The sequence below is a fragment of the Nocardia vulneris genome (assembly GCF_001613425.1).
GTDB classification, from domain to species: Bacteria; Actinomycetota; Actinomycetes; order Mycobacteriales; family Mycobacteriaceae; genus Nocardia; species Nocardia vulneris.
Genome location: NZ_BDCI01000007.1, coordinates 101,076 through 122,783, shown reverse-complemented (window position 1 = coordinate 122,783; position 21,708 = coordinate 101,076). Strand labels below are relative to the sequence as shown.

Annotated in this window: 17 protein-coding genes; 8 read left to right on the top strand and 9 right to left on the bottom strand. The window is 68.9% G+C overall.

Translation table 11 applies throughout. The features are described 5' to 3' along the window. Positions 1-172 precede the first annotated feature (172 nt). A complete protein-coding gene (locus tag NVU01S_RS09810; RefSeq protein ID WP_244467092.1) occupies positions 173-1,849 on the top strand; it encodes an NTF2-like N-terminal transpeptidase domain-containing protein in 1,677 nt (558 codons plus the stop codon). 8 nt (positions 1,850-1,857) lie between these two features. Here the strand turns inward: NVU01S_RS09810 and NVU01S_RS09805 are convergent, their stop codons facing one another. The 3 genes from NVU01S_RS09805 to NVU01S_RS09795 all read right to left on the bottom strand — a co-directional run bounded on the left by NVU01S_RS09805 (position 1,858) and on the right by NVU01S_RS09795 (position 4,982). After that, positions 1,858-2,238: a DUF3054 domain-containing protein gene (locus NVU01S_RS09805; RefSeq protein ID WP_043663966.1), complete on the bottom strand. Its 381-nt coding sequence runs from the start codon at positions 2,236-2,238 to the stop codon at positions 1,858-1,860. Between the two features lie 65 nt (positions 2,239-2,303). Beyond that, positions 2,304-3,392, bottom strand: coding sequence for a lysylphosphatidylglycerol synthase transmembrane domain-containing protein (locus tag NVU01S_RS09800; protein WP_043663963.1), 1,089 nt, complete (start codon positions 3,390-3,392; stop codon positions 2,304-2,306). A 54-nt stretch (positions 3,393-3,446) separates the two neighbouring features. Next, positions 3,447-4,982 (bottom strand): adenylate/guanylate cyclase domain-containing protein, encoded by a 1,536-nt coding sequence (locus NVU01S_RS09795; protein ID WP_052280165.1) that lies wholly within the window; start codon positions 4,980-4,982, stop codon positions 3,447-3,449. Positions 4,983-5,164: 182 nt separating this feature from the next. Between NVU01S_RS09795 and NVU01S_RS09790 the strand changes: the two genes are divergently transcribed. From NVU01S_RS09790 to NVU01S_RS09775, 4 genes are all read left to right on the top strand, one after another. Continuing rightward, entirely contained in the window at positions 5,165-6,415 is a 1,251-nt protein-coding gene (locus NVU01S_RS09790) for an AI-2E family transporter (RefSeq protein WP_052280164.1), read from the top strand. After that, complete coding sequence (gene macS / locus NVU01S_RS09785; protein ID WP_043663960.1) at positions 6,396-7,577, top strand: MacS family sensor histidine kinase; 1,182 nt, start codon at positions 6,396-6,398, stop codon at positions 7,575-7,577. The genes NVU01S_RS09790 and macS overlap by 20 nt, the downstream gene beginning before the upstream one ends. Next, a complete protein-coding gene (locus NVU01S_RS09780) occupies positions 7,574-8,242 on the top strand; it encodes a response regulator (RefSeq protein WP_043663958.1) in 669 nt (222 codons plus the stop codon). Before macS ends, NVU01S_RS09780 begins: the two co-directional genes overlap by 4 nt. 81 nt (positions 8,243-8,323) lie before the next feature. Then, the gene (locus NVU01S_RS09775; protein WP_014988963.1) at positions 8,324-9,025 is read left to right on the top strand and encodes a DUF1707 SHOCT-like domain-containing protein; all 702 of its coding nucleotides are present in this window, start codon (positions 8,324-8,326) and stop codon (positions 9,023-9,025) included. Positions 9,026-9,045: 20 nt separating this feature from the next. Here NVU01S_RS09775 and NVU01S_RS09770 read toward each other — a convergent pair whose 3' ends face one another. Then, positions 9,046-10,236, bottom strand: a complete 1,191-nt coding sequence (locus tag NVU01S_RS09770; RefSeq protein ID WP_043663955.1) for a helix-turn-helix domain-containing protein — start codon at positions 10,234-10,236, stop codon at positions 9,046-9,048. A 147-nt stretch (positions 10,237-10,383) separates the two neighbouring features. Between NVU01S_RS09770 and NVU01S_RS09765 the strand changes: the two genes are divergently transcribed. Next, complete coding sequence (locus NVU01S_RS09765) at positions 10,384-10,857, top strand: hypothetical protein (protein ID WP_043663952.1); 474 nt, start codon at positions 10,384-10,386, stop codon at positions 10,855-10,857. Between the two features lie 18 nt (positions 10,858-10,875). On the opposite strand, the gene NVU01S_RS09760 is transcribed toward NVU01S_RS09765, so the two are convergent. Next, complete coding sequence (locus NVU01S_RS09760) at positions 10,876-11,910, bottom strand: isopenicillin N synthase family dioxygenase (RefSeq protein WP_052280146.1); 1,035 nt, start codon at positions 11,908-11,910, stop codon at positions 10,876-10,878. A gap of 1,018 nt (positions 11,911-12,928) precedes the next feature. On the opposite strand from NVU01S_RS09760, the gene NVU01S_RS09755 reads away from it, so the two are divergent. Beyond that, positions 12,929-14,650: a DUF2339 domain-containing protein gene (locus NVU01S_RS09755; protein ID WP_082031805.1), complete on the top strand. Its 1,722-nt coding sequence runs from the start codon at positions 12,929-12,931 to the stop codon at positions 14,648-14,650. 63 nt (positions 14,651-14,713) lie between these two features. Here NVU01S_RS09755 and NVU01S_RS09750 read toward each other — a convergent pair whose 3' ends face one another. From NVU01S_RS09750 to NVU01S_RS09735, 4 genes are read right to left on the bottom strand one after another with little or no spacing between them, the layout of a single operon-like run. Further along, on the bottom strand, positions 14,714-17,761 hold the full coding sequence (locus tag NVU01S_RS09750; RefSeq protein ID WP_043663947.1) for an MMPL family transporter: 3,048 nt from the start codon (positions 17,759-17,761) through the stop codon (positions 14,714-14,716). After that, positions 17,762-18,490, bottom strand: a complete 729-nt coding sequence (locus NVU01S_RS09745) for an NYN domain-containing protein (RefSeq protein ID WP_014988955.1) — start codon at positions 18,488-18,490, stop codon at positions 17,762-17,764. It lies immediately after the preceding gene. Further along, the gene (gene trmB, locus NVU01S_RS09740; protein WP_043663944.1) at positions 18,490-19,341 is read right to left on the bottom strand and encodes a tRNA (guanosine(46)-N7)-methyltransferase TrmB; all 852 of its coding nucleotides are present in this window, start codon (positions 19,339-19,341) and stop codon (positions 18,490-18,492) included. Before trmB ends, NVU01S_RS09745 begins: the two co-directional genes overlap by 1 nt. A gap of 59 nt (positions 19,342-19,400) precedes the next feature. Continuing rightward, positions 19,401-20,744, bottom strand: a complete 1,344-nt coding sequence (locus tag NVU01S_RS09735; RefSeq protein ID WP_052280163.1) for a lipase family protein — start codon at positions 20,742-20,744, stop codon at positions 19,401-19,403. Between the two features lie 154 nt (positions 20,745-20,898). On the opposite strand from NVU01S_RS09735, the gene NVU01S_RS09730 reads away from it, so the two are divergent. Next, a complete protein-coding gene (locus tag NVU01S_RS09730; protein ID WP_043663939.1) occupies positions 20,899-21,681 on the top strand; it encodes an SDR family oxidoreductase in 783 nt (260 codons plus the stop codon). Positions 21,682-21,708 lie beyond the last annotated feature (27 nt).

The following is a 21,708-nucleotide window of genomic DNA, read 5'->3' as shown; positions in this document are numbered from 1 at the left end:
TGTCGCCGTAGCACTGGACACCGATCATGATCGGGCCCCCGAGATGGGAGATTTCGGGCACAATTGAGATGCTGAGCATGGGTAACGTCCTTGCGGCGGAGGCACCGCAGACAGGTCTTTTTCAGGTACGGTGGTCTTGTTACTGGAGTGACAAGAGTGAAGAGTGGGCGACATGGATGTGTGGGGATCCCGCCGCTTCCGCGTCCGGGGCGCTATGGCACTCGCGGGGGTGGCGGCGCTTGCGATCGCAATGGGATCGTGCGGGATACACGAGGGTAAGAACGAGGCAGAGGCGGTCGTCGAGCGTTTCACCGAACTGCTCGACAAACAGGACTACACCCGCGCCTCGGAACTCACGTCGTATCCCACCGCAGCTTCGGCAACCCTGAAGCAAATGTTTGCCGGCCTGCAGCCGGGCAAGGTGGATTATCGGAAGACCCAATTCATCGGGCTCGACGCGGAATCGGCCATCTTCAGCATGGATGCCGACTGGAACTTCGGCGACCGCAAAAACTGGAACTACAGCCTGCAGGGCAACGTGCGCAAGCTCGCGATCGGCTGGCGCATCTCGTGGGATCCGGCGATCGTCATGCCGCAGCTCGATCACAACCGCACCGTGCGTCTGGTGCGGACCCAGCCCGCCCCCGCCCCCAAGGTCAACGACATCGCGGGCCAGCCGCTGATGACCGAGCAGCCGATCAACGTGATCAAGCTCGACCCGGCCAAGATGCCCGACCCGGTCGGCTCGACCAACGCGCTCGCCAAGGCGATCGAGCCGGTCGCCCCGCTGATCACCGGGCCGTCGCTGATGCAGCAGGTGGCCACCTCGCAGGGCAAGCCGGTGGTCGCGGTGAACCTGCGGGAATCCGATTTCGAACTGCTGCAGCCGGATATGGCGCCGATCCCCGGCGTCGTGATGGAGAAGCAGCAGCGGCTCATCTCCGCCGACCGCCGCGTCTGGTCGCCCATGCTGGACGCGCTGCGCAAGGTGCAGCAGGAGAGCCAGGATCAGCATTCCGGCTGGGGCGTGCAGGTCTTCGAGCAGGACGGCCGGTTCGTCACGCAGCTGGCCGGCGAGCAGGGCCCGCCCGGCCCGGATATCGCGGGCACCATGGACCAGCGTTTGCAGCGCGCCGCCGAGGACGCGGTCGTCAGCGCGCCGACGCCCGCCTCGATCGTCGCGATCCAGCCCTCCAGCGGCGCGGTGGTCGCGGTCGCACAGAATACCCAGGCCAGCGAGCACGGCCCGGTGGCGTTCACCGGGCTCTACCCCGTCGGCGGCAATATCGAGCTGTTCCGCGCGGTCGCCGCGCTCGCCAAAGGCAAGGCGCCGCAAGACGTTCCGGTGCCGGAGGCGGCCGAGTTCGCGCCCGCGCTCGGGGTCGGCGTCGATTTCAAGGTGCCCGGCCTCGACGAGGTGACCGGGCGGCTCGCGGTCGCGGGACGCAGCGAGCAGGTGCGGCAGGGCGGCGGCTCGGACGCGGTACTGGCCAGCCCGTTCGGCATGGCGATCGCCGCGGCGGCGATCGCGCGCGGCTCGGTGCCGCCGCCGCTCATCGAGGTCGCGCGGCCGAGCACCACCGACGCCCAGCTCGCGCCGCTGGCGCCGGAGATCACCGAGCGGCTGCGCGCGATGCTGCGGGACGCGACCAATGCCCCGGAGTTCGCGAGTCTGCGGATGTATCGCGACGTCACCGGTTTCGCGGCGACCGCGGGACGCGACGGCTGGCTCATCGCGAACATGGGTGACCTGGCCTTCGCGGTGCACATCAACGATGTGGACAGCGGCGACGCGACCGCGCGCATGGCGGTGCGGATGCTGCAGTCGCTGGCCACCCCCGAGCCCTGAAACAGCGGCTAGTTCAACGCTTTGATGGCCGCGCGCCAGCCGAGCAGGAACAGCGCCAGCACCACGCCCGCGACCAGCACGAAGCTGAACGCGGTGCCCTGACCGCTGACCACGCGCAGCAGCATGCCGCCGCACAGCGTGCCGAGCCACACCAGAATCCCGGTGGGCCACAACGCCGCCGCGTCGAAGCGGGCGATCCGCCCGGCATCGCCGAACAGCCTGCTCGCCGCGGCGATGGCGACCAGCCAGCCCAGGGCCAGGCCGATCGCGAACGGCCACAGCGTGCGCAGCAGTCCGGTGAGTACCGCTTCGTCGTGACTGCGCCTGCCGATCGCGCAGAACAAGATCACCAGCAGCGCATCGACGACCAACGGCACCAGTTTCTTCACGCGGGCCAGCGTAGTGGGCGCGGCCGCGCCGAATGTGAAGCACCTGCGGCACTGCGTGTTCGCGTTCAGAACCGGCGCTGGGAGAATTCCTTCTCGTATTCGGCGTCGTCGTCCTGCGGGGTACGGAACAGGAAGAGGAAGACGATCCAGCCGACGATCGCCACCAGGATGAAGCTCACCAGGCGGTAGACGAACGCGGCGGCCACCGCCTGCGCCGCCGGCAGCCCGGCCGCCGCGGTGAGGCCGTAGATCAGAGTCGCGTCGACATAGACGATGCCGCCGGGCGCGAACGGGATCGAGCCGACGGCCTTACCGATGGCGAAGGCGAGCAGCAGCCCGGCCAGCCGCGGATCGGCGCCGACGGCATAGCAGGCGGCGCCGAGGCAGGCCACGTCCGCGAAGCGGTGCAGCAGCGCCCACTGGGCGACCAGCGCCCCGTCGCGTTTGCCGAGTTGCACCGACTCCAATTGCGCCAGCACCTCGCCGACCTTGCTCGCGCCCTGGTCGGCGGGGCGTTTGCGCAGCCGGTTCAGCAGCCCGAGGGCCCGGCGCAGCAGGGCCTCCAGCGAGCCGGGGTTGTTCGAGACATAGTTGCCGCCCCACACCAGGGCGATCACCGCGGCGACCGACAGGACCAGCTTGAACGGCCCGATGCTGCCGCCGGACAGGAACGTGCCGCCCACCCCGAGCAGTGCCAGTCCGACCGCGGCGACCACGCCGGAGAACACCAGCTGCCAGGACGCCACGATCGGGCTGGCGCCGAAGCGGCGGGTCTGCCGGTAGGTGAAGGCGGTGGAAAACACCTGCCCCGCAGGCAAAGTGACGGACATTGCGGTGGCGCCGTAGACCACCGCGACGGATTTGCGCTGGCTCACTTCGACGCCGCCCGCGTTCAGCAGTTGTTTCTGCACGCGGCCGAATCCGCTCATCGACAATGCCTGCAACCAAATACACGCGGCGACCCAGCCCCAATGTATGTCGCTGAGTTTTTGCCATGATTCGTGCAGCCGGGGCCACAGATAGATGCCCTCGGCGATCAACAATGCCAGCAGGGCAATGCCGCCGACCCATTTCAGCCACCAGAATTTGCCACGGCGGTTCTGGTCCGTGGGCGCCGGCGCAGGTTCTCCTGCCAGTTCCCCGTTGGCCGTCACCCGGTCAGCCTAACTCGGGAACGCTGGTGTTTCATCGGTCTACCGCGTGGTCGGCTAGGTGGCGACCTGCGTGTCGACCGCATGATCCGGGACTTCCGGGGCGGCCCGAGCGACATCGAAGCTTTCTTTCGGCCAGGCGAGCATGGTTTTTCGGCGCCGGCCGCGCAGTTGTACTTCTTCGCCGGTTTCCCACTTGTCCTGCTCGCTTTCATCGGCGAAATACAGCGCGCTGCCCGAGGCCAAGGTGCGCCCCGGCTGATCTTTGGCGAGCTCGGTCAGCCGGGAGGCTTCGTTGACCGGATCGCCGATCACCGTGTATTCGAAACGATTTGCCGCACCGATATTTCCGGCGACGGCCAGTCCGGCCGATACCCCGATCCCGATATCGAGGCCGGGCACCTCGCGCAGTACTTCGCGCAGTTCCCGGGCCGCGGCCAGCGCCGCGGTCGGCGCGTCCGGGCGGTCCAGCGGCGCGCCGAAGATGGCCAGCGCGGCATCGCCGACGAACTTGTTGACGAACCCGTTGTGCCGGTCGATCACGTCGACCACGATCCGGAAGAATTCGTTGAGCAGGCTCACCACCTCGGTGGGCGGTCGCTCGGCGGCGGTCGCGGTGGAGCCGACCATATCGACGAACAGCACCGCCACGAACCGGGTCTCGCCGCCGAGTTCGGTGCCGTAGTCGAGTGCGCGCTGGGCCACCTCCTCGCCGACGTGCTGGCCGAACAGCTCCTGCAGTTGGCGGCGTTTGGCCGCCTCTTCCATCATCCGGTTGAAGCCCACCTGCAGCAGGCCGATCTCGCTGCCGTCGAAGACCTCGACCTGCACGTCGCGCGCGCCCTCCTGCACCCGGTCGATGGCCTGGCTGAGCTGGCGTACCGGATCGGAGATGCTGGAACCGGTGAGCATCGAGAGCGCGAGGGCCTGCAGGATGACCACACCGCAGAGCAGCAGGATGGAGATCGCCAGCGATTGGGCGGAGAATTTCACGTCCGAGGAGATCTGCGTGATACACAGCAGCACGATGGCGATGGTGGGGGCGAACGTGCCCATGCCCCAGGTCATGGCCATTCGGGTGCCGACGCCCGGGGTCAGCGTGTGATCGAAGGTGCCCGCGGTCAGCGCCTCGGCGGCGACGGGGCGCAGGATCCGCTCGCCGAGCATGTAGGTGAAACCGAACACGATGGTGGCGGCCATACATTCGGTGACGATCACCGCGCCCGCCAGCTTGGGTTCTTCGGAAATGATCAGGGCCGCCAGGATCGCGCCGCCGATCAGCCACAGCGCCAGATGCAGGATCGCCTGGCGCAGCGGCGCGTGCAGCGCGGCCATCTGTTCCTGCCTGCTCGGTGGTCCGCCGCGCATCTGCCAGCGCATCACCGGGCGCAGCATCAGCGCGGACGCGGCCGCGCTGAGCACGCCGCCGGTGATGAACACCAGACCGGGAATCACCAGGCCGGTGTGCCTGGCACCGCTCTGCGCGTCTTCGGGGACCGGGAGGCCGTACTGGATGAACGCCCACACCAGCACCGCGCCGAAGGCGTTGGCCAGCAGCATCGATGCCAGGTACAGCGGCCAGCGCGTTCGCATGGTCTGTTTGACCGCTTCCAAGGGCGCTGACACAACCAACAATCTAGCGTTTCGATCACGCGTCCATCGCTGCGGCGCTGTTGCGCCGGTCCGGCTCAGCTTCGGTCGGGGTGCGGTGGTGCCCCGGCTCGGCGCGGGTCGACGCGGGACTTTGCCCTGGTGTGCCCGTTAAGCTCGGCGAGGTGACCGACGCCGAGCCCAATACGAAGCGGAAAGCCGCTCTGCCCCGGCCTGCCGCTGACTCCGTGCATCCGATCGTCCGGGTGTCGGCGGAGTGGGGTTGGCGGCTGCTGATCCTCTTCGCAGTAGCGCTGGCGCTGGTCGCGCTCATCCAGAAACTGGCGACGGTGGTGATTCCGCTGGCCATCGCTCTGCTCGCGGCCGCTCTGCTCGCGCCGCTGGTGGATTGGCTGCAGCGACTAGGGGTGCCGCGCTCGGTCGGCGTGTTCGTCGCGCTGGTCGGTTCGCTCGGGCTGGTCGCGGGCATCATGACCTTCGTCGTGGAGCAGTTCATCGCCGGCGTGCCGCAGCTTTCCCGCGAGTTCACCAACAGCATTCACAAGATTCAGGATTGGCTGATCACCGGTCCGCTGCATATGAGCAACGATCAGATCGGCAATGCAGGCGACCAGATCGTCAAGACCATCCAGTCCAATCAGGACCGGCTCACCAGCGGGGCGCTGACCACCGCGACGGTCATCTTCGAACTGCTCACCGGCATCTTCCTGACGCTGTTCATCCTCATCTTCTTCCTCTACGGCGGCGATCAGATCTGGCAGTTCGTCACCCGGATCGTGCCCACCGCGCAGCGGGAGCGGGTACGCACCGCCGGTCAGCTCGGCTTCGGCACGCTGGTCGGATTCGTGCGCGCCACCGTGGCCGTGGCGGCGGTGGACGCCATCGGTATCGGGGCGGGGCTGGGCATACTCGGTGTGCCGCTGGCGCTGCCGCTGGCCTCGCTGGTGTTCATCGGCGCGTTCATCCCGATCATCGGCGCCTTCGTCGCCGGGTTCGTCGCGGTGTTCATCGCGTTGGTGACCAAGGGCGTGATCACCTCGTTGATCGTGCTCGGCATCATCATCGCGGTGATGCAGCTGGAAGGCCATGTGCTGCAACCGCTGCTGCTCGGCCGGGCGGTGAGCATCCATCCGCTGGCGGTGGTGCTGGCGATCACGGCGGGTGTGGTGCTCGGCGGGATCGCGGGCGGTCTGCTCGCGGTGCCGTTCGTCGCGGTGATGAACACGGCCATCCGTTCGCTGCTCGCGGATACCCCGGAGGAGTTGTTCGAGGATCTGCAAACCGGGGAGGTCGAACCCGACGAGCCGGACCCGGACCGCTTCGACGTGGCGGCGACCTTGACCAAGGCCGCGGACGAGACCCCCGAGGCCCGGCCCGCCGAGCCCGGATCCGGTGATGGCGCGCCGCGGGGCTGAGCCGCGTTCGTCCGACGTGGCCACCACGCCGCTGTGGCGGGCGGTGCAGGCGCTGCGCCTGGTCACGCTGCTGTACGCGGTCGGTCAGCAGGTCGCCTCGGTGCCCTACTACCAGAACCAGCGGTTGAGCTGGGTGCTGGTCGCGCTGATGGCGGTCTGGTCGGGTGCGTCGGCGATCATGCTGTCGCAGTGGCAGTTTCCCGATGTGCGGCGGCTGCGCGGCTGGGTGGTGCTCGGTGACCACGTCGTCGTGATCGCGCTGATGGCCGCGACCCGGCTGGTCGCCGACTACGACTGGTATCACGGACATCAGACCCTGCCGACCACGCTCTGGGCCGCCAACGCGGTGATCGGCGCGGCGATTCTGCGCGGGCCGATCGCGGGCGTGCTCTCCGGCGCGCTGATCGCCTCGGCGGCGCTGACCGTGCGTGACCAGTGGGGACAGGACGTGTGGACCGATGCGACGGTGCCGGTGCTGGTCTCCGTCGGCCTGGCCCTGGGGCTGGCGGCGAACACCGCGCGCCGCTCGCAGGACCAGCTCGAACGCGCCGTCCGGCTGACCGCCGCCGCCGAAGAGCGCGAACGGCTTTCGCGTGAGGTGCACGACGGCGTGCTGCAGGTGCTCAGCTACATCAAACGGCGCGGTACCGAGATCGGCGGCGCCACCGCGGAACTGGCGCAGCGGGCCGGGGAACAGGAAGTGGCGCTGCGGGTTCTGATCAGCGAACAGGCCGATCGCGGCGATTCCGGCGGGGCCGAGGTCGACCTGCGGCCACTGCTGACCGTGCACGCGAAGCCGGCCGTGTTCGTCTCCACGCCCGGCGATCCGGTGCTGATCGGGCGGTGGGCGGCGGGCGAGATCGCGGCCGCCGTCGCCAACGCCCTGTCCAATGCCGAACTGCACGCCGGGCCGGACGCGAAAACGTATGTGCTGCTGGAGGACACCGGCGGCGAACTGGTGATCTCGGTGCGCGACGACGGCGTCGGCATCGCGCCCGGCCGGCTGGCCGAAGCGGAAGCCGAAGGGCGACTGGGCGTTTCCCGATCCATCGTCGGACGGATCGCCGCCCTGGGCGGTACCGCCGATCTGCTCACCGAAATCGACGGCGGCGTCGGCTTCGGCACCGAATGGGAATTCCGGGTACCGAGGAGCGGACTATGACCGACAGTGCTGCGACCGAAGCGATTTCGGTGATGGTGGTGGACGATCACCCGATGTGGCGCGACGGGGTGTCGCGCGACCTCGCCGAGGCCGGGTTCGAGGTGGTCGCCACCGCGGACGGGGTGGGTAGCGCCACCAGGCGGGCCGCGGCGGTGCAACCCGCGGTGGTGCTGATGGACATGCAACTGACCGACGGAAACGGCGCGCAGGCCACCGCCGAGGTGCTGCGCGTCTCGCCGCAGAGCCGGGTGCTCGTGCTCTCCGCCTCGGCCGAACGTGACGACGTGCTCGACGCGATCAAGGCCGGGGCCTCGGGGTATCTGGTGAAGAGCGCGTCGGTGGCGGAGCTGATCGAGGCGGTGCGCGCGACCGCGGCCGGACAGCCGGTGTTCACCCCCGGCCTCGCCGGGCTGGTGCTCGGCGAATACCGGCGGATGGCGACGGCCCCTGCCGCGCCTGACGAGCCGCACCGTCCCGCGCTGACCGAACGCGAGACCGAGGTGCTGCGCATGGTCGCGAAGGGGTTGTCCGCCAAGCAGATCGCGTCCCGGCTCACTCTGAGTCATCGCACCGTGGAGAACCACGTGCAGGCCACGCTGCGCAAGCTGCAACTGGCCAACCGGGTGGAGCTGACCCGCTATGCGATCGAGCAGGGACTGGAGTAGTCCGGTGGAGGTAGGAAACGCCCGGCGGAATCCGGGATCGCCCTGATACGCCGGAGCCGGTGAGTCGGTAATCTCGAAACCATGGGCGGACCCGAATCGACATCCCACGGCGTCGGCCCCGGTGACGCGATCGGCGACCGGGATCTACGCGTGTCCGACGCCGAGCGCGAGCACGTCGGGCAGCTGCTGCAACGTGCCGTCGGTCTCGGCATGCTCTCGCTGGGCGAGTTCACCGAGCGGATGGACACTGCGCTCGCCGCGAAAACCCGCGGTGAGCTGAACGCCGTGCTCATCGACCTGCCCGGGGTCCGGCTGGTCGGTCAGCCCACCGCGCCGCCCTCCACCTTCGTGAACACCACGCCTTCGTTCGTGAAGCATCGCCCCGCGCCGCCGCCGATCAGCCCGGTCACCGGCAACGGCAGCGTGATCCGCAGCAGGCTGTCCGGGGTGAACCGGCGCGGGCCGTGGCAGGTCGCACCGACCCTGCACCTCAACAACTGGCTCTCCGGCGTCACCCTCGACTTCACCGAGGCGATCATGTCGACCCAGGTGGTCGAGGTGAACGTGGACGATTTCTGCAGCTCGCTCACCCTCATCGTGCCGCGCGAAGCCACCGTCGACCTCAACGAGGTGGATCTGATCGGCTCCAGCGTCAACAACAAGGTGCGCACCGGCCCGCCCATCGGACCGCTGCACGTCGTCGTCCGCGGCCGGATCCGCTTCGGATCCCTCACCGCCAAGCACACCTTCATGGCGCACTGGCGTCGCATGATGGGCCACTGAGCAATTCGATCGGCGTCGGCTCAGGTATGGACGCCGATGCGACGGGCGAAGGCGCGCAACGGGACTCGGCGGTCGTGGTCGAGCAGCTCGGCCACGATGTGGCGGGGCAGCGACTGGTATTTGAGCCAGTCGGTGCCGCCCACCCGTTCGGCGGTGAGCAGGGCGGCGAGCGCGCGCTGATGCTGGCCGGTGCGGGTCAGGGCGACGGCGGTATCGGTGAGGTGCCGGGCGCGCGAGGACTGCGGCAGGCCGCCGTTGGCGGGCATCTCGCGCGCGGCCGCCAGCGCCTCCGGATAACGCTCGGACGAGACCTGCACATCCACCGTCTGCATGACGATTTGCGCTGGGCCGAAATAGGTTTCGTAATCCGTGCGGTCGCCGCCGATCCGCTCGGCGACTGCACGCGCGGCTTCGACCAGCGACAGCGCCTCGGGCACAGCCTGGGCCCGGCCCGCGGCGGTCGCGCCCTGCAGCACCAGCGAGCCGTAGGCGGACAGATGAGCGAGCGGGACCTCACCCTTCGGCTCCAGCTCGGCCGCCGCGCGCAGCGCGACGCCCCGGGACTCCGCGTAGCGGCCCTGCACCAGTAGTTGCCAGGCGACCGAGCCGCGGATGGTGCCGAGCAGCAGCGGGTCATCGCCCGCGGCCGCCGCCACCAGCGCCTGCCGGATCGCCAGGAACGCCGGATCGGTCTGTCCGAGGTGCACCAGCGTGCAGCCGGTCACCCAATACATCCGCGCCAGTAGCTCGTTCGCGACCGGGACCGCGCCGTTGCGCGCGGCGTGCACGGTCGCGCGCAGCTGGGTGATCCCGGTCGGCAGCACCGAGGTGAGCAGTTCGTAGCGGCCGGCCCAGTACGCGCCCCATGCATAATCGACCGCGCGCTGCCCCTCCTCGAGGCTGACCGCGGACTCCTCCTCGGTCACGCCGAGCAGGTCGTCGACCGGGGTCAAGGCGCGGCGGATCGCGACGATGCCGGAATCCGGGTCGCCGGACGGCACGCCCGCACGCTTGCCGATGAGGTCGGCGATGTCCACATCCAGTGCGCGCGCGAGCTTTTGCAGGCTGGCGATGGACGCGGTCTGCCTGCCGCCCTGCTCGAGTTTGCGCACCAGGTCGACGCTGACCCCGGCCTGATCCGCCAGCTGGCGCTGGGTGAGCGCCCGGCCGCGGAACATGCGGATGCGGACGCCGATCGACGAATCGTCCATGGACCCAATTCCTTTGTTAAATCTGGGTTTCAGAGTACGACGCTAAGTCACGGTGTTCGGCCGAAGTGGGACATTACGTACGACTCGTTTTCCGGCGCGTGGAATATCGTTGCCTTTCTGCAACTTTCATAGCAAAGGGCGGCGGCAATGAACATCGTGCCGAACACCGAGCGTTGTCATTCATCCCACGAGATCGCGCATCGGCTGCGCCATTTGTACGGGCTGCCGGTGCAACTACTCGGCGGACGGCCGATGGTGACCACCGGCTCGGTCCTCGGCGCCGTCGCGATGCCGCCCGACCTGGGCCGCACCGTGCTCGCCGCCCTCGAGCGCACCTACGCGGCGCCCGTGATCGCCGATCCCGGCGAACACACCTGGATCTTTCTGGTCGCGCCGCCGAGCCCCGCCCGGCCCGTCGAGGTGCCGGTGCGCCGATACCTGGCCGGCCACCAGGTCACCGTGCTGCCGGGTGGGCATCACATCATGGTGCCCACCGGCGACTGCGCGCGCGGCTGGCACTGGGCGGGCGAACCGGCCCCCGGCGTGCTCCGGATGCCGCCGCGCACCGCGGTGCTCAACGCCGTCCAGCAGGTGACGACCCGCCATTCCGGTACGGCGTGAGCATCCGCCGGTCGGCGCTCAGTCGGCCGTTCGGTAGTGCTGTGGATCGGCGGCGAACGTCTTCTGCATCTTGCGCGAAATCCAGTGGCCCGCGGTCTCCGCGCCGAACTTCTGCTGCGCCGCGCGGCCCGCGAAGGCGCCGATCGGGTCGATCGCCGCGTCGTGACTCGGCAGGTAGAAGAACGGAATCGACAGGCGCGAAGACGTATCGCCCCGTTCGGGATTGATCACCCGGTGCAGGGTGGACACCCAGCGGCCCGCCGTCCACAGGGCCATCAGATCGCCGATGTTGACGATGAAACCACCGGGAATGGCCGGGACGTCACGCCATTCGCCGGTGCCGTGGCGTACCTGGAGCCCGCCGACCGCGGTGTCCTGATACAGGATGGTGAGGCTGCCCCAATCGGTGTGCGCGCCACGGCGCAATTGCCCGGGCAGCGGCGCAGCGCGTTGCGGGAAGTAGTAGTTGACGGCCACCGACGAGACGTGGCGGGCGAAGATGTCGTCGAAGAAATTTTCCGGCAATTCCAGTGCCAGAGCGAACAATCGCATGAGATCGGCGGACAAATCGGTCAGGGCCGCCAGGTATTCGCGCCAAGTGTCCGCGAAATTCGCGGGCACGGCGGGCCAGATATTGGCCAATTTCCAGGAGGCCCAATAGTCGCCGAGACCCGCGCGTTCCGCCTCGCTCAGATCACCCGTCACATGTGCCGAGAAGACCTCGCACAGGTCCGGCGGTGACGGCTGGTCCAGGCTGTGCGCGGTCGCACCCGCCATCCGCCGGAAGCCGGATACGCCCGGCCGATGCGCGACCGAATCCTTCAGCGCATCGGGCAATTCGAAGAACTCCCTGGTCGTCGCGCACATCCGCGCCACCAGCTCCGCCGCAACCCCATGGCCCACGACGGTGAAGAATCCCGAACTCGCACAGGCCTGTCCGATCGCCCGCGCAATCTCCCCACGTCTGTCGGCACAGTGCCGGTCCGACAGATCGATCACCGGCACGAACCCCTCCAGCACCGTCACCCCGTTACCCGCCGTAGTCCCACTCAATGTCGTTGTCCTTCCTCGATTTACGAGCAGACACCGAGTATTCGACCCAGCCCCGTACCAAGTCGCCACCAACCTGAGTAACCAAGTCTTTCCGCCGATACCCGACACTGGCCCACGAAAAACCGCCACCCCCAGCGCTCCGAACGCCCAAATCCTGCACCCCTACGTGGGGGCATAGTTCAGAGCCACGTCACGATCACCTGGCGCTCAGCCGCTCATCACCGACCCACCCTCGGTGCGCCCAGCAGAGATCGGCAGTCCTGGCAGTCGGGTAGATCTCGGGTGGTCAGCAGGGGTTACTACTCATGTTTCGGGGGGCGGGTGGGGTGAGCATGGGTGCATGACCACATCTATCGATCCGGCGCTGATCTCGCGCCTTTCGGGGGAATTCGCTGCGTTGGGGACGCAGATGGGTGTGCTCGGGCGGGACCTGGAGCTGTTGCGTACTCAGGTAGTGACAGGTTCTGCTGGGGCGCAGGGGGTTTCGACTCTCGTACAGGATTCGGCGGCGCGGACGCCTGGCGCGGATACGGCCGCGGTGTCTACTGCGGGAGCGGGCGCGACATCCGGCGAGGCGGTGGGTCCGGCACCGGGAGCGGGTTCGGCCCATCAGGCGCCTGGCACGGGCACGGGTCCTGCCTCAGGTGCCGGTTCGGAGGGGCAGGATGCCCAGGCGGGGACGGCCGCGGTTCCGTCTGCCGCCGCGCAGAACCCGGCTGCTGCGCCGGCGCAGGGTGGAGTTGCGGCGGGCACGGTTTCGCCTGGTCGTATCCCCGGTGCTGCGCCGGTGCAGGGTGCGCCTGCGGCGGCCACAGGTTCGCCTGTGGCGGGTCGGATCCCCGGTGTTGCGGCGCAGAGTGCGCCTGCGGGGGCGGGCATGACTGCGCCTGTGGGGCCTCAGGTGCCGGGTGCGGTACCGCCTGCGCAGGGCTTCGGCGCGGTTCCGCCTGGGGCAGCGCAGCTGCCGGGTGTTCCGTCGGGGCCTGAAGGCGCTTGGGCGGCAGCAGGTTCTGGGGCGATGCCGCCGTACGTGCCCATGTACGGTCCGCAGGCTGGGGCGTGGGGTGGGCGGCCACCGATGCCGGTGCGCGGAATGCCCGGGCCGGGGATGCGGCCGCCGGTGCCGCCGCGGGCCGGGCCGCCGGTGCCGCATACGCCGTGGTGGCAGCGGGACGGGCTGATCAGCAAGCTGCTGGCGGTGGCGGGGGTGGGCGTCACGTTGATCGGCGTGGTGATGCTGCTGGTGCTGGCCGCGCAGGCCGGGTTCTTCGGCCCGGTGCCCAGAGTGGTTGCGGGCGCGGTGTTCTCGGCCGCGCTGGTGGCGGCGGGTATGCGGGTGTTCGATCGACCGGGTGGCCGGGTCGGCGGTATCGCATTGGCGGCCACCGGTATCGCGGGCGCGTACCTCGATGTCGTCGCGGTGACCGCGATCTATCACTGGCTGCATCCGGTGCTCGGTTTCGCGGTGGCGCTCGGCGTCGCGGCCATCGGGGTGGCGTTGGCGATGCGCTGGCAGTCGCAGCCGTTGGCGGTCCTGGTGGTGCTCGGCGCCGCGGTGCTGTCGCCGGTGCTGACCACCGAACTGGTGTTGCTCGCCTTCCTGATCGTGTTGCAGTTGGCCTGCCTCCCGGTGCAGCTGCTGCGGGACTGGCCGTATCTGCACGTGGTGCGGACGCTGCCCGCGGCATTGGCCACGTTCGTCGCCGTCGCCGGTGCGCTGCTCGACACGTCCGACGACCGGCTGCGCCTGCTGGTCGCGGCCGTGGCGGTGGCGGCGGTCGGACTGGCCGGGACCATCCTGGTGGTCCGGCGGCGGCCGGCCGATATCACCGCCTCGCTGACGCTCGCCGTCGCGACCGTCCCGCTGCTGATCGCGCCGGGAATGTACAAGTTCGATCGTCCGATCGCGACGCTGATCGCCGCGGTCTGCGCGACGGTGCTGCTGCTCGTGGCCGCCACCGCCCTGGTGCCGAAAATTGCGGCGCTGGTGAAGATTCCGGGTCACACCGCAACGGTGGCGGCGGTCGCCGGATCGATCGCACTGCTGGAGGTCTGTGTCGCGGTCACCGATGCCCGCACCTTGCCGATCGCGTGGTTCCTGGTGGCACTGGGCTTCCTCGGTGTGGCCGGACAGCGCCGCTCCGGTGTCACCGCCGGTCTCGGTGCGGCCTTCGCGGCGCTGGGCGCTCTCGCGTTCCTGAACATCGCGAGCCCGGAAGTCCTTGCCGCGCAGCATCGCTCGGAGCAGAGCTTGAACTTCGCGACGGCGCTCGCCGCGATGCTCTTGATGGCCGTCGTGGCGGTGGGGGTGTGGTGTGCGCGCACCGTACCGGCCCTGCGGAACACCGCCGAGTTGCAGTGGATCGTGGCCGGTATCGCGGGGCTGTATTCGGTGACCGCCGCGGCGGTGTCGATCGCCGTCGCGATCGGCGCGGACGACGGCTTCGTGATCGGGCACAGCGCGGCGACGATCCTGTGGATGGCGGGCGCGACCGCGTCCCTGTTCTACGGGCTGCGCAACCTCGGAAAGGCTTCCGCCGTAGCGAAACTCGCCCTCGGTTCCGGCCTGCTGGTCACCGTCGCCGCACTGGCCAAGCTGTTCCTGTTCGACCTGGCCACGCTGGACGGCTTGGTGCGGGTGGCGGCCTTCCTCGTGGTGGGCGTCCTGCTCCTGGTCGTCGGCACCAGGTATGCCCGGGCCTTCGCGGAGGCCGCGGCCACGCCGCCGTCGGCGGACTGACCGGCCGAAAGGAACCGCCCCCGCGCCGAGATATCGCGCGGGGGCGGTTCTTTCGTGTGCTGACTATTCGGTGTCGCGGCGGCGCAGCAGCTCGTTCACGCTGACGGTGCGGCCGTCGCCACCGGAATGACGGCCTTCCTCGACCTTGCCGGGCGCTTTACCGCCGCGCCGCGAGGAGCGCAGTTCGGCCATCCAGTTCTCGATGCTGTTGCGGTTCGGATCGTCGGGTTCCGCCGCGGCCTCCGGCGCGCCGTGCTGGGCCGACCGGTCGGCCGAATCATCCTGTGCCGCATTGCGATCGACGAACCTGGGCAGCGGCATGGACGGCCGCGGGTCCGCACCGGCGAAAGGCGCCACGGACGGCGTGGGCTGTGTCGGCTCGAACTTCGCCTCCGGGCGTCGGGCACCGTCCTGCGGCGCGGCCGGTGGCTCGAAGGGCGCCGGGGCGGGCGGTTCGAAGGTGTTCGCCGCCGGCGATTCGAATGCCGAGAACGGAGCACCGGCGGACGTTTCCGTCCGGGGTGCCGGCGGCGGTGTGGGCCGGGGACCGGTGGGGTCGTGCGGAATGGAGGAAAACGGGCGTGCCGCAGCCGAATCCGGTCTGCTCGTGGTCGGCGGGCTGACCCGCGGCGTGATCGGTTCCGGCGGGGCCGCCGCATATCCGGTCGGGCGCGGCAGGTTCGGGTCCGACAGGAAACCGGCGGGCGGGATCGGCCGCTGCCGCGTCGGGTCGAGCGGCGGCGGGGCAGGCGCGGCCTGCGGCGGCTTCGGCGCGGCGGGCTTGATCTTGTCGAGGTGCTTGGTCGGCGCCTCGGCCTCGATCTCCTCCACCGTGCGCGGTCTGCGCGGCTTGCGCGGCTTGTTGGGGTCGGCCACGGCGGGGATCTGCATGGTGACCGGATCGGTGATCGGCGTGGTCTTCACCAGGTCGACGACCTCGCCGCCGCCGGGCCGCTCGTCGTCGAGGATGGGTTCGCCGAGCCCGATCTTCTGCTGGATCTTCTTCATCCAGGCGGGCGCCCACCAGCAGTCGTCGCCGAGCAGCTTCATGGTGGCGGGCACCAGCAGCATGCGCAGAATGGTGGCGTCGATGAAGAGCGCGGCGATCATGCCGTACGCGAGGTACTGCATCATCACCAGGTCGGAGAACGCGAACGCGCCGGTCACCACGAGCAGGATCAGCGCGGCCGCGGTGATGATCCGCCCGGTCTGCGCGGTGCCGATGCGCACCGCCTCGGTGGTGGACGCGCCCTGGGTGCGCGCCTCGACCATGCGGGAGAGCAGGAAGACCTCGTAGTCGGTCGAGAGGCCGTAGATCACCGCGATGATCAGCACGAGCACCGGCGACATGATCGGCTGCGGGGTGAAGTTCAGCAGCCGCGCGCCGTGCCCGTCGACGAAGATCCAGGTCAGGATGCCGAGCGTGGAACCGAGGCCGAGCGCGCTCATCAACGCGGCCTTGATCGGCAGCACCAGGGAGCCGAAGGTCAGGAACATCAGCAGCGTGGTGACGAACAGCACCAGCGCGATCATCAGCGGCATGCGATCGAGCAGCGCGTCGATGCTGTCCTTCTGGATGACCGGCTGGCCGCCGACGTACATGGTCACGCCGTCGGGCACGTTGATCGAGCGCAGGTATTCGATCGTCGGGTCGGCGTTCTCCGAGTCGGCGAGCGTCGCACTGGTGCGGTAGACGTTCGGATCGGTGTTGGAGCGCGACGGCACCTCGAAGGTGCCGGCGAGCCCGGGCGCCTGCTTGGCTTCGGCCCACGCCTTGCCGACCTCGTTGCTGTTGTCCGAGACGAACACCAGCTGGATCGGGTCGGACTTGCGCAACGGGAAGATCGAGTCGAATTTCGCCTGCGCGAGCCGGGTCGAGTTGTCCGGCGGCAGGTACCGCTCGTTGATGCCGCCGAAGGCGAGGTTCTTCACCGGGATGATCAGCAGGAGCAGCAGGATGCAGATCGGGATGGCGATCTTGAGCGGATGCCGCATCACCCAGCGGGTGCACTTGCCCCAGAAGCCGTTCTCGACTTCCTCGGCGGTCTTGGTCTTGCGGAACCGCTTGAGCCCCAACGCGTCCACCCGCGGCCCGAGGACACCGAGCATGGCGGGCAGGATGGTGATGGAGGTCAGCGCGGCGAGCGAGACCGTCGCGATGGAGCCGTAGGCGATCGACTTGAGGAAGCCCTGCGGGAACAGCAGCATGCCGCCGAGGCTGGCGATGATCATGGTCGCGGAGAACACGACGGTGCGTCCCGCGGTCATCACCGACCGGCGGACCGCGGCGGAGGTGCTGTAGCCCTCGGCGAGTTCCTCGCGGAACCGGCTCACGATGAACAGGCCGTAGTCGATCGCCAGGCCCAGGCCGATCATCGAAACGACCGGCGCGACGAACGAATTCACCTCGGTGAACCTGGTGATGAACAGGACGATGCCCTGCGCGCCGATCACGGTCAGACCACCGACGATCAGCGGCAGCCCGGCCGCGATCAGGCCGCCGAAGATGAAGAACAGCAGCACCGCGACCGCGGGGATGGCCAGGATCTCCATCCGGTGCTGGTCTTCGGCCATGGTGTCGTTCAACGTGCCCGCGACCGCCTGCAGGCCCGCGACCTGCACCGTGACGCCCGGAACGTCGAAGACGTTCTTGACCTTGCGGAAGTTGTTCAACATCTCGGTGTCGTTGTCGCCCTTGATGGCCAGCGACGCGAACGTGTACTTCTTGTCCTTCGAACCGAAGGTGAGCGGGGAGGCGGGGCCGGTCTCGGTCTGCCAGTAGGCGCCGTTGACCTTGGTGATCTCCGGGTACTTCTTCGGCAGGCTGTTCAGGCTGTCGAGCACCTTCGCCTTGAACTCGGGATCATCGATCGTCTTGCCCTCGGGCGCGGTGTACAGCACGATCACGTCGCTGGTGTGATCGCGGCCGAACGCGGCATCGGCGATCTTGGCGCCCTGGGAGGATTCCGACGTCGGGTCGTCCCACCCGCTGGAGCTGAGGTGGCTGCCCAGACCGAGGCCGTACCCGCCCAGCGCCAACAGCGCGGCCGCGACGACACCGACCACGCCGAAGCGCAGCTTGTAGACCAGATCGCCCCAGCGTGTGAACACTTAAGCGACTCCTTGCGCGGGGCGAGAGGTGAGCAGCGCCGACAGCGGCCGGAACGGCTGCAGCCAAGCGCCCTCGTCGGGCAGCGAGTCGAGGCTGACCCTGGGCAGCGGTTCACGGAACACGCCCGGGATGTCCTCGAGATCGATGAACTCGAGGGTATCGGATGTGACGGCCCAACTCGCGTGCTCGCGGAACCCGAGTACCTGAACTGGGATTCCGGCGGCGGCGAGTTCCTCGAGCGGCTCGCGGAACGCCTGGCCGTCGGCCGAGGCGACCATGATGCCGGCCAATCCGGCACCGCGGCTGCGCAGTTCGATGTGCGCCAGCATGTCCGCGTCGACGTCGGAGTCCTCGTCGATCTTCGGCTTCGCGAACACCGCGTAGCCGACGTTGCGCAGCGCCTCTACCCACGGCCGCACCACGTCGGCGGTGCCGGGGGCGATATTGGTGAAGACGGTCGCTTCCGGTTCGACCCGGTGCACCGTGCCGACGGACAGCTCGGCCGTGCGCGCCAGCAGCCACCGGCCGAGCGCGTCGAACCGGGGCCGGTAGGCGGCGGTCGGCCGCCCACCGAGGATGGCCCCGAGACCCATGTCGAGGTTCGGGGCATCCCACACCAGCAGGACCCGGCGCACGTCCGGCGTCGCGCCACCGAGACCCTCGGATCCGGTGCCCTGCACCTCCCCGGCAACTTCGACCACCTCGTGGGCCATCTCACTGACACTCATTATTCGATCTTCCCCCATATGAGCTCCGTGATGGCGCTACCCGCACGATGTGCCTTGCCTTCGAATTTCGTGACGGGCCTTTCGAAGCCGATCGGAGCGCTGTCCCGATGGTCCGCGCTGACCCCGCCCGTGCTCTCGTTCAAGCCTCTGAGCTGGGTTTCTTGCGCGCCGACCTCGGCAATATGTTCGGCATAGCCGGCATGGTCGGTCGCGACATGCAACACACCGCCGGATTTCAATTTATTCGCGATCAACGTGAATGTGGCGGGTTGCAAGAGCCGGCGTTTGTGATGGCGGGCCTTGGGCCACGGGTCCGGAAAGAAAACGCGGACGCCCGTCAGCGACTCGTCAGCAACCATGTTTTCCAGCACGTCCACAGCGTCGCCGCGCAGCAGCCTGATGTTCGGGATCTGCTCTCGTTCGATCCGCTGCACCAGTTGCGCCAGGCCGGGCTGATAGACCTCGATCCCGATCAGGTTCAGGTGCGGCTCGGCCTGTGCCATGGCGGCGGTGGCGGTGCCGGTGCCACAACCGATTTCGATGACCAGCGGAGCTTCGCGGCCGAACCAGGCGGCGGCGTCGAGCGGTTCGTCGGCCACCTCGCGCCCGATGGTGGGCCACATGCGGTCCCACGATTGCTGCTGGGTCGCGGTCAGCGCGCCACGGCGCGACCGGAAACTGGTCACGCGGGGGTACAGGCGGGAGCCGGTGGTGCTCCGGGGGCCACGGTCCGCGGGACGGCCGGCGGCGGAGCCGACGGGGTGAGTGGGTTCAGTCGGGGCCGATCCTGTGGACGGCGGGCCCGGAACTGACTCGGCAGTATGGTTCGCGGCGTCGTTCACGGCGTCCATTGTCCAGCATCCGGCCAGTGGTGCGGCAATCGACTGCGCGCAAGCCGGCGAGCGGGAGGTCAGGCGGCGCGCGCGGGGGCGATCGGGGCCGCCGCCGCACTCTCCTGGCGCAGCGGGCGGCCGAGCGCGACCTTGGCCGCGGTCACCATCATCTCCAGCAGTCCACGCGCCGCCGCCGGCGACGCGGCGACCGACCACACCGTGCTGTCGCCCTCGTCGCTCACCGGTTGCCCGGCCAGCCGGTCGGCGAGCCAGTCCAGGCTGAGCGGCGTGGACAGCGGCAGCAGCGAGAAATGCTCGCTCAACCGGTCCCGCACGTAGCTGACCAGCGCGCCGCCGCGCCGATACCGGTCCACCTGGCCGTCGATGCCGTCCATGTGGATCACCTGATCGTGCACCGGCTGCACCACCAGCAGCGGACAGGTCGGCGTCGAATTACCGAGGCGCAGATCGTCGAACATCGCCTGGAACTCGGGGGTGGCGATCACCTCGTCGAGCGGGCGGGTCAGGTAATCGTCCATGCGCTTGTTGGCCAAGCCGAAGATGGCGCCGAACGGCGTCGAGGTCTCGGCGCGGGCGACGAACCGGTGCCCGTCCAGGGTGAGTTCGTTCTGCAGCAGCGCGCCGAGCGCCGGGTACAGCCTGCGCAGTGCCGAGATCACGATGGCGGGCAGGCCCGCATAACTGGTGCCGTTCAACCGGGCGAACACCGCGCCCGGATCGCCCACCGGTGCACCGAGTACCGCGCCGACGATATCGAGTTCCGGGGCGTAGCTCGGCGCCATCTCGACCGTCCACGAACTCGCCATGCCGCCGCCGGAGTAACCCCACACCGCGATCCGGGTGTCCGGACGCAGGCCGAGCGGCGCGAAACGCAGTGCGGCGCGCATGCCGTCGAGCGCGCGGTAGCCGGGTTCGCGTGGGGCGCCGAAGTTTCCGCGCGGGCCCTCGTGATCGGCGATGCTCACGGCCCAGCCGCGGCGCAGCGCGTTCGCGACGAGCAGCCATTCGAACTGGGTGACCGAGCCGAGCGCGCGGGCGCCGTAGCGCAATGCATAAGAAGGAGAACATCTCTCGGTGACCGCGTCCATCGCGGTCTGAAAAGCCAGCAGCGGCCGGTCTTGTGACGGGTCGGCGTCCTGGGGCAACAGGACGGTGGTGATCGCCGCCTCGGGCGTGCCGTGCATATCGCTGCTGCGGTAGAGCAGTTGCCAGGCGCAGACCTGCTGGGGCACAACGCCGAACAGGGCGAGTTCGATTTTGCGGCTGCGCAGGATGGTGCCGGGCGCCTTGGCGGCATAGCCCTTGGGCGGGCGGTGGAACGGATCGGCGCTCGGCAGCAGTGGTTTACGACCCGCTAGGGCGGGCTCCGAGGCGCCGGCGTCGACGATATCCGCGGTCATCTCGACCTCCTCATCCGTGAGGCCGGTGTACCGCACTCGAAAAGCGAAGTTACGCACCAACTATGGCGCCGACCATATCGAAGCAGGGTAAATGACCGGCGCCGGGTCTGGGAAGACGGCAGGATCCTGCCAGTTCCGCATTACACTCGCCGACATGGGCAGACCAGCAGTGTTCATCACCGGCGCCGCAGCGGGTATCGGCCGGTCGACGGCACTGCTTTTCGCTGCGCAGGGATATCAGGTCGGCGCCTACGACATCGACGAGGTGGGCCTGGGCAGGCTCGCCGCGGACATCACCGGCCAGGGCGGCAGTGTGCACACCGGCGTGCTGGATGTGACGAACGCCACCCAGTGGGCCGAGCGGCTCGCCGAGTTCCACGCCGCGGCCGGTCGCCTGGACATCCTGATCAACAACGCGGGCATCCTGCGCGCGGGCCGGTTCGAGACGCTCGAGTTGGCCGCCCATCAGGCGATCATCGACGTCAACCTCGGTGGGGTGCTCATCGGCACGCATGCGGCGTTCCGCTATCTGCGGGACACACCGGGCGCTCAAGTGGTGAACCTGTGCTCGGCCTCGGCCATCTACGGCCAGCCCGAACTCGCCAGCTACGGTGCGAGCAAGGCCGCGGTCAAAAGCCTTACGGAGGCACTGGATCTCGAATGGGAGCGGTTCGACATCCGGGTGATCGCGATCTGGCCGTTGTTCGTGGACACCGCGATGACCGACGGGGTGCAGACCGGCACGACCAAATCGCTCGGCGTGCGGCTGACCGCACAGGACGTCGCCGAGGGTATTTGGGAGGCCACGCGTAAACGAGCCAGGCTGCCCCGGGTGCACTACGAGATCGGGGCGCAGGCGAAGGTATTGGCCACCGCCGCCAAATACGCCCCGAACTGGGCGGTGCGCACCGTGAACAAATACTTCAGCGGCACCTGACCGGTCGCTGCCTGCGCCGCCGCGACT